At 47.8% G+C, this 8,376-nt stretch carries 4 protein-coding genes; 2 read left to right on the top strand and 2 right to left on the bottom strand.

Going from position 1 to position 8,376, the window contains the following annotated elements; genetic code table 11:
* Window positions 1-752 (bottom strand): branched-chain amino acid ABC transporter permease (locus tag IQ219_RS12985; protein WP_194072886.1); only part of this gene is annotated, 752 nt, incomplete at its 3' end.
* Window positions 753-1,195: 443 nt separating this feature from the next.
* On the opposite strand from IQ219_RS12985, the gene IQ219_RS12980 reads away from it, so the two are divergent.
* The gene (locus IQ219_RS12980; RefSeq protein WP_194072885.1) at window positions 1,196-3,106 is read left to right on the top strand and encodes an ABC-F family ATP-binding cassette domain-containing protein; all 1,911 of its coding nucleotides are present in this window, start codon (window positions 1,196-1,198) and stop codon (window positions 3,104-3,106) included.
* A 12-nt stretch (window positions 3,107-3,118) separates the two neighbouring features.
* Here IQ219_RS12980 and IQ219_RS12975 read toward each other — a convergent pair whose 3' ends face one another.
* Window positions 3,119-4,792 carry a glycosyltransferase family 4 protein gene (locus IQ219_RS12975; RefSeq protein ID WP_194072884.1) on the bottom strand — a complete coding sequence of 558 codons (1,674 nt, stop codon included), beginning with the start codon at window positions 4,790-4,792 and terminating at the stop codon, window positions 3,119-3,121.
* Between the two features lie 703 nt (window positions 4,793-5,495).
* Between IQ219_RS12975 and IQ219_RS12970 the strand changes: the two genes are divergently transcribed.
* A complete protein-coding gene (locus tag IQ219_RS12970) occupies window positions 5,496-7,991 on the top strand; it encodes an SBBP repeat-containing protein (protein WP_194072883.1) in 2,496 nt (831 codons plus the stop codon).
* Window positions 7,992-8,376 lie beyond the last annotated feature (385 nt).

Below are 8,376 nucleotides of genomic sequence, written 5' to 3'. Positions count from 1 at the left end.
TCCTGGGCCACCCCAATGATTATTCCCCCGGCGATCGCCCCGTAGGGATTCCCAATGCCCCCCAGGATCACCGAAGCAAACATGGGCAAAATTAAAAACCACCCCATATTTGGTTTCAGGGTGGTCATCAGGCCATACATTGAGCCCCCCAGGGCCGTTAACACTGCGGTCATTACCCAGGTCCACATCACTACCCATTCCACGTTGATGCCGGATACCTTGGCCAGATCCACATTGTCCGCCACGGCCCGCATTGCTTTGCCCACTTTGGTCTTTTGCAAAATCAGATGCAACACCACCATGGCGGCGATCGCCAGGCCAATGACTAGCAAACGGTAATACTCAAATTTAATGCCCATAAAATCCTGGGCGGGGACAATGGGCACTCGGTAATTTTGGTTATTGCCACCCCAGATCAAGAGGATGCCGTTACGCAGAAATAGGGCTAGACCAATGGAGATAATGATTAACGTTGTTGCCGTAGCCCGCCGGGCCCGCATGGGTTTCCAGAGCAACCATTCACCAATAAACATGGCAATGATGGTACCGACGCAACCCAGGGCCATGGACAACCACAAATTAATGCCGCTGGTGTTGGCCCACCAAGTTAAATAGGCGGCCAAAGTCATAAAATCGCCATGGGCAAAGTTAGACAGACGCAAAATGCCATAGGTGAGGGTCAAACCCACTGCCCCCAGGGCAATGATGCTTCCCACCGCAATACCATTAAAAATTAACTGTGATAGATCCATGCCTTCCTAACGTGAGACCAAGGGCGATGTCGCCGTAAGCTACCCTACTTTAGGGGATTTTTGCCAATTTTTGTGATCCCGATGCGACCCTTTTCGGGGGGCAACAACACAACCTATAGGGATGCCTAAGAGCCTGTTGGGAAAGTTGGGTTTTGGCTGTTTAATCCTCCCTAGTCCCGCTTAGGAAGGGGGGAACTGTCACAAAAGTTCCCTTTTTAAGCCGGAGCTTTGGTGAGGAGATTTAGGGGGATAAATACCTAGCCTTGCATTTTTCAAACACTTTCTAAACAGTTGACCAAACAATGGGTCGCCGTTTTTGACTCTAGTCAGCGCCCATCATGGTGGATGACCGGGGGGTAAACTCAGTTTTTCGATAAAATGGGGGCCAGACAACGGCTTGCAATTTGCCAGTCTGCTCAATTTTCCCTGGTAAATTTCCCCGTATGGCTCTCATCACTGTCCAATCCCTCCGTAAAGATTTCGGCATTAAGGAAATTCTGCGGGACGCTACTTTCAACATTGAACCAGGCGATCGGGTGGGATTAATTGGGGTCAATGGCTCTGGTAAATCCACTTTGCTGAAAATGATTGCCGGGTTGGAACCCTTCGATGGCGGGGAATATTGGTGCAACAGCAGTGCCAAGGTGGTTTATTTGCCCCAACAACCAGAAATGGACGGCGATCGCACCGTGCTGGAACAGGTATTTGTGGACAGCGGGGAACAGTGGCAATTGGTCAAACAATATGAACTGCTGTCGGATAAGTTGGCCCACCAGGGCAGTGACGAACAATTACTCAATCAACTGTCGGTTTTATCGGCTCAGATGGAAACCTCCGGGGCCTGGGAGTTGGAAACCCAAGCAAAAATTATTCTGACCCAGTTGGGGGTGGATCACCTCGATGCCAAAATTGCCGACCTCTCCGGTGGTTACCGCAAGCGAGTGGCGATCGCCGCCGCATTACTGTCCCAGCCAGATGTGTTGCTGATGGACGAACCCACCAACCATTTAGATGCCTTTTCGGTGGAATGGCTGCAAAGTTATTTACAGCGCTTTCGGGGAGCGCTGTTATTAATTACCCACGACCGCTATTTTCTAGACCGGGTAACTAATCGTATTTTAGAAATTGATCAAGGAGAACTGTATAGCTACAACGGTAACTATGGTTATTATCTGACCAAAAAGGCGGAAGCAGAGGAATCGGAACAGAGCAGTCAGAAAAAACACCGGGGAGTATTACGGCGGGAATTGGAATGGTTAAAGCGGGGTCCCAAAGCCCGGAGCACTAAGCAAAAAGCCCGCATTGACCGCATTCAGGATATGCAGGAAACCAGCTTTAAAACGGGTCCAGGCAAAGTGGATATTAGTACAGCAGGGCGGCGCATTGGCAAAAAGGTGGTGGAACTGGAAAATATCAGCAAAGGCTTTGAAAATAGACAATTGATTAAGGATTTTTCCTATATATTTACCCCTGTGGACCGGGTAGGCATTGTGGGCAAAAATGGCGTGGGTAAATCCACTTTAATGAACATGATTACCGGCAGATTAGAGCCAGATCAGGGCACAGTGGACATTGGCAGTACCATCCATTTTGGTTATTTTGATCAACATTCCGATGATTTGAGTTTGAATCCCAATCAACGGGTAATTGATTACCTCAAAAGTGTGGCGGAATTGGTCAAAACCACCGACGGCGAAGTAATCACCGCAGGTCAAATGTTAGAACGGTTTTTGTTTCCCCCCAACCAGCAATTTGCTCCCATTGCCAAATTATCTGGGGGAGAAAAGCGTCGTTTATTTTTACTGCGGGTGTTGATGCGCGCCCCCAACGTTTTAATTTTGGACGAACCCACCAACGACTTGGATGTGCAAACCCTGGCGGTCTTGGAAGATTACCTCGAAGACTTTAACGGTTGCGTCATTGTGGTTTCCCATGATCGCTATTTTCTGGACCGGACAGTGGAAACAATTTTTGCCTTTGAGGAAGAAGGAGAACTACGGCAATATCCCGGCAATTATAGTTTGTATTTAGAATATAAAAAAGCAGAACAAGTTAGGGCAAACCAAGAAGAAACTGAGTCTAAAAAAGTTCAATCCGCTTCCCCTAGTTCCACCATCGTTAAGCAAGATAATGGCTCGAAAAAGCTTTCCTATAAAGAAAAACGAGAATATGAACAACTAGAACAACAAATCCCCCAGTTAGAGGCGGAAAAAGCCCAGCTAGAAGCCCAACTTTACCAGAGCCCCAATGGCGACTTTACTGAGTTGCAAAACCTGACGGAACGCTTAGCTAACCTAAGTGAAAGTATTGATCAAAAAACGGAGCGTTGGTTAAGTTTAGCTGAGAGAATTTAACTGGCTATTTACCTAATCCCTTAGTATTAATTCAGATTTAATCAAGCCATATTTCAGTAGCCAACTGATGGCCTTTTCTAGGGTAGCCATTGGCACAGACACAAATGACTGTAATTCTTCCAGAGACAAAGGCTGGGATTTATTGAGATTTTGCACAATTTGGTCAACCAATGCCATAGGTGGCAACACATAGCTAGCGAATTTAACACTTTCTAATTGGCCAATTGTCTCTATTTCTGCCAACGTTACATTTTCCCTGAGGGCAAATTGTAGATTACCCATGGCATTGGTTGGGTAGTTGGCGAATAACTTATAAGGGTCGATCATTGCTCCCCCTCGGGGTAACTGGCGATCGCCGCTGACCTGCCGACGCTTTTCGGTCAGATGGTGCCACAATTCCTGGTAACGACCATAAATATGAGACCAATCAAAAACCGTTTGGGCCTGTTCCTTCGCTGCTGCCCCCATGCGTTGCCGTAGTTCCGGTTGATGTAAGAGCTGATGAAAAGCTAGGGTGGCCACCTCAATATCGACCGCAACAGTCTGACTGACATGACCAATGTAAAAATCGTAGGAATCAATATCTAACAAATGACGTAGTGCAAAATCATCACCCCCATCAGAGGGCATAGTTGTGGGAATTCTAAAACCATCGATCCCATCCCGCACCGTATCTTTGTAACCATCCCAGTCACTAACTACAGAGGGGAGACCTGCGGCCATCGCCTCAATGGGCGTTAAACCGAAGCTTTCTTGAATATTATCCGATAGCGATGTAAAGATATCCGCCGCCGCCCAGGCATCTCGACGCTGTGACGGTTGGCGACCATCCAGCACAATTGAGCCTATATTAGGCGCAGCCAACTGACGGGCTTGATCATAACTACGAGCCACCGGCTCATTGGGGAACCAACCACATTCGATCAAGGTAACGGATTTTTTTGCTGCCGCCCGTTCTAAGGCCAGATACAAAGGTAAGGGATGGGCTTTGGCATGGAAGACTAATCGACCCACAAATAACACCACCACATCCTCGGGTGCAATTCCTAGACGGGTACGGGCAGCCTGTTTTTCCGCCGTTGTAAACTGAAAATCTTGACAATGAACCCCCAGGGGAATGACTGGAAATTGAGGCATTTCACAAAAACGTGCCCCCAAACGAACTCGTAGATACTCAGCTTGTTCTGCGATGATGGTTTCTAAACTAGCCTTTACAGCTTTAGACGTACAAATAATTGCATCCCAGCCATGAACCGGAGCAATTAACAAATCGCGGATTGACTGCATTGCCCCAGCAGATGAAATTGTATGGGTGATGCCACACAAACTATAGGATTGCTCTTGGCCACTACCCAAACGTCGCTGGGCTTCATTGAGCAGACCTGGCCCCGGCAAGTAAAGTATTGATGCATGCTCCAACTTTTCCGGCTGATGACGAGGTAGCCACTGCACAAGGCGATCGCCGTTGGTCGGATCATGTCTTGAAACATCAGCCTTAAATGCGCCAAAACTTCCTGCATCTCGACAATAGCCAAATATGGGATTACTGGGGGGAGTTCCCTGGATTACGGCCCGCAAAAACGCTTCACCCGCAGAGTGCCGTCCCATAAGCTTGGAACCGCTAGTACGATAACCCTCTGACTCATAGAAGATAGCCGGAGACAGGGGAATATTGCTTGTTGGCATCAATCTAAAAACTCAATTTGCAACCATCTTAGTCTGAGTTGTTCCCTAATCGTTTTTCGGCTTAATCCCCAATGACATCTAGCTAGGACAGTGGGCAACTCCTTTATCGGTGAAGGAGATCGAGGGGATTAGTTGAAATTGTTTTTAACCAGCATACTGATTAGACTATGGGCAATTTTATCCACTGTCTGGTACAAATCGGTATCATTTGTGTTGTTATGCTTCCTCAATGGGTCTCAATGAATGAAGTCAAGCTTAAATTAAGACCTTATTAACTATTTTTTGTCAGACTGTGTAGATTGATTGGAGGAAAACCACGGAAAGTTTCTAAGGGCAAAGGTTTCAGGAAGTGTACTTGATAAAAAGTCAATCCCATATTTCTTGAGTTATGAAAAGCCTAAAATGCTTTCACAGCAAGACCTTTAATGTCCCAATGTCGAGTCCAGCTTACGGGGGCCATGAAAGTAAGGTTAGATTACCAATACTGGGATGAGCTGATGCTAATCATTGCCGTCAACACGAAAAATAAATAAGATTAATGACAATTTTTGGCATCTTGACTTGCACCCCCCGCCGAATTGACTATAATCGCATAGTCACACTCCGTAAATTAAGAATTTTTTGGTGAAACTTTCTCTGATTCTTTAAAGTTTCTTATCCGTAATCGTTAATCGCTATTCAATCTAATCCTGGTGAGGAGTTTATGGCCAATCCCTTCGACGTCGCTTTAACCAATCTTAACAGTCTTTACAGCGGTATCCCTGATGTTCCCGTTCTTCAGACGTACAACTCTCTTAACCCCTACGACATTTCCTTAACTAATCTTAACAATCTTAGCAACTTCGTCATTGAGCCAGCCGTGCTCCCTACAGCGGCAGGTACCTACGGCCCTCAAATCAGTGAAATTGCTTTTGCGTTGGGGGGTGGGATCATAACAGGGGCACTAGCTGATCTGCTATCCACTGAGTTGGGGATCGAGATCGAGAACGAAGCTCTGATAACTAAGTTCCTTTCCTTCTGGACTCCCGGTTCCGATTACGCCTTCGGTCAGGATTATGTTGAATTTATTCAAGGTCGGGAAGGCTTTGACACCATCATCGGTTACGACCCCGGATTCAACAGTGCATTAGCTCCCGTACAAATTGACTTTGTCCTTGGTGGCCCCAGGCAGGACTTTAACTTCTTTGCCCCCTTAGATGAGCCAGCACGCTACGTTTTGGGTGATTGGCGGACCCCCTATTATGTGGATAACGATATCCAGAGTGAGGGGTTGAACGAGTTTATGTATGTTTCGCTCTTCACACTTAACCCGGATGAATTTTCGCCAGACAATGCAGAAAATCATCGTATCCAGCTCTACGGCAGTCTAGACAATTATTACTTTGTACCAACGACAGTTGTAATTGATGCAAGCGCCCTAGATCCAAGTCTTCCATCAATTCCCGTCCCAGGCACAGAAATTTACTATAAAACCGGGCAGGTTTTTGCCGATCTGATTGCCATTGTGCCTTTCCAGGATCCTAACGACCCAAATCTTATTTCCGCCTGGATTGATTTTGAAGGCTATCTGCCCCCGGAACAGGCCGACCTGAGTGGCCAGACCGCGAACCCATTGCTTTCCGGTTCTCCCCTCCTTCAATTGGGCTACGAAGGCATCGATATGGGCACAGCGACTGCCCTCGCCCCGGATGGTGATATCTACGTCGCTGGCTCCACTAGCAGTCTTTTGGGACCTTTTCCCCGTGGAGGTTCAGATAACTTCATTGCCCGCTACAACGATGACGGCAGTTTGGAATGGATTGTTCAATTTGGTAGCACTGAGTTCGACATAATCACCGACATTGTCAGCGACAGCGCTGGTAACGTTTATGCCACCGGTTGGACCCGGGGCAATGTGGAGACGGGTTTTGGCCTGGCCCCAGGTGTTCAAGACAATTGGGTAGCCAAATTTGATGCCAATGGCAGCCAACTTTGGATAGAGCAATTTACCATTGATGGCTACCTCGACCGTTCCATGGGCATTGCCCTCGATGAAGTCAATGGGAGAATTCACCTGACAGGGCACTCCAACACGGATGGCTCCGTTGCGGATACAAACGACCCCGCCATTGTCCCCAATGGTAATGTGGTCACCTGGATTGCTGGTTTTGATGCTAACACTGGAGCAGAAGACTATCGCAATGTCTTTGAAGTCGCCCAAACCTCTAACAGCCGGGGACGCATTGATGAAGGTTTTGGAATAGATGTTGACGATGCTGGCAATGTGTTCTCCACCGGTTGGGCCGGAGAAAACGCCTACGACGTCTATCTGGTTAAATCCGATACGGATGGGGCTGTACTCTGGACCAAGAGCTTCGGAACTGGGTCTAATGCCACCCAAAGTTATGCCTGGGATGTTGCTAGTGATGGCACCAATGCCTATATCCTCGGTTGGACCCAGGGCGAACTCAACACATTCCGCGATCAAATTCCTCCCACGGATGAATTTGCGGGTAATGCGACGGCTCCACTTACTCCGCAAAATGCTTACCAAGGTGGTACCTTCGATGCCTTTGTTGCCGCCTATGACACCGATGGTACTGAACTCTGGACTTGGCATGTAGGTGGAACAGGGGATGATGGAACCTTCTTCGGTAAAATTGTCGCTGCTGGGGACTTTGTTTACGCCACAGGCTATACCGATGGCTTTATTGGCACCCTAGGTGGCAGTAACGCTGGTGACTACGATGCCTGGATCGGTAAGTTTGATAAGTTAACCGGTCAGACTGCATGGATCCAGCAGATTGGTAGCACCAAGCTAGACTACGCCACTGGTATTTCCGTTGATGGCGATGACATTTTCGTAACAGGCTTTACGGAAGGTTCCTTGGGCGGCTTGAACGGTGGTGCTTCCGACGCCTGGGTTGCTAAGTTAAATCAAGATGGCGCTTTAGAAGCTTTTAATGTTTCTGCCCCTATTGCTCCTCCAGCTCCTTTTGCTCCTCCAGCTCCTTTTGCTCCTCCAGCTCCCCCGGCTCCTGATCTCAGTAGCTTGCAATCATTAGGCAGCACCCCTCAGCCGACCTACCCTGCCCTTGGGGACAGCTATGGCACTAACCCCTTTGGTACTCAGCCTACTCAACCTACCTATGACCTCAGCAGCATGTACCAAAATGCTTACTATGGCGGCTCCGGAGGTTATTCCGGGTACGGCTACTAGGATCGGCCCATGACGATGGTGGACTAAATAATCTGGAGGGATAGTAATTTTATCCCTCCTTTGCTTGTAGTTCCTGATACTTATCCCTGAAGCTAAGTAGGTGAGGGTAAATATTTATAAAATCTCCCCGTCCTACGGAATCCCTCCTTATCAAGGGGGGTTGGGGGGATAGAGTGCAAAACTTATGCTTGGTTTAATTACACCGACCTAATTAAAATTTGTTTTGGTAATGACTGACCCAGCCGCCCCGAGTATTCTTGTGCTTTATTATTCCCAGTCCGGGGATACCGAGCAATTAGTCCGAAATTTTGTAGAGCCGGTAGCATCAGCGGGAGCCAACATAACCTGGGCCAATATTCAACCCGTTGAGCCCTATCCCTATCCC

Source organism: Synechocystis sp. LEGE 06083 (assembly GCF_015207725.1).
GTDB classification, from domain to species: domain Bacteria; phylum Cyanobacteriota; class Cyanobacteriia; order Cyanobacteriales; family Microcystaceae; genus Synechocystis; species Synechocystis salina.
This window is presented reverse-complemented; position numbering and strand designations above follow the sequence as displayed.

Coding starts and splice junctions, on each gene's coding strand:
- IQ219_RS12980 (WP_194072885.1), top strand. CDS start 1,196: ATGGCTCTCATCACTGTCCAATCCCTCCGTAAAGATTTCGGCATTAAG.
- IQ219_RS12970 (WP_194072883.1), top strand. CDS start 5,496: ATGGCCAATCCCTTCGACGTCGCTTTAACCAATCTTAACAGTCTTTAC.
- IQ219_RS12975 (WP_194072884.1), bottom strand. CDS start 4,792: ATGCCAACAAGCAATATTCCCCTGTCTCCGGCTATCTTCTATGAGTCA.